The sequence below is a fragment of the Hoeflea sp. TYP-13 genome (assembly GCF_040932035.1).
Lineage (GTDB): Bacteria > Pseudomonadota > Alphaproteobacteria > Rhizobiales > Rhizobiaceae > Hoeflea_A.
Genome location: NZ_JBFRBB010000014.1, coordinates 1 through 374, shown reverse-complemented (window position 1 = coordinate 374; position 374 = coordinate 1). Strand labels below are relative to the sequence as shown.

Here is a 374-nt window from a genome sequence, read left to right as displayed (position 1 = left end):
ATACATCGACTTGGAGCAAAGAACATTGCAAACCATCGACAACCCGTTCGGCACGAGGTTGTCACCCATGTCTTAGGTACGTTCTGTTACCTATGTCTCCGGGTCGGACAATAGATTATTTGGTTGCGGGGGTAGGATTTGAACCTACGACCTTCAGGTTATGAGCCTGACGAGCTACCGGACTGCTCCACCCCGCGTCAACTGTTGTGCTCTGCAAAACGCCTGGCGCACCGCAAATCGGTGTGTTCGGAATTTGGTTCGAGACATCATTTAGAGAAGATTTGTTTTTGCAATTTGCGGACCTGGCGGCGACCTACTCTCCCGCGTCTTGAGACGAAGTACCATCGGCGCTGGGGTGTTTCACGGCCGTGTTC

At 52.4% G+C, this 374-nt stretch carries 1 tRNA gene; it reads right to left on the bottom strand.

Going from position 1 to position 374, the window contains the following annotated elements:
• Positions 1-120: 120 nt before the first annotated feature.
• A tRNA-Met gene (locus ABVT35_RS26845) sits at positions 121-197 on the bottom strand.
• Positions 198-374 lie beyond the last annotated feature (177 nt).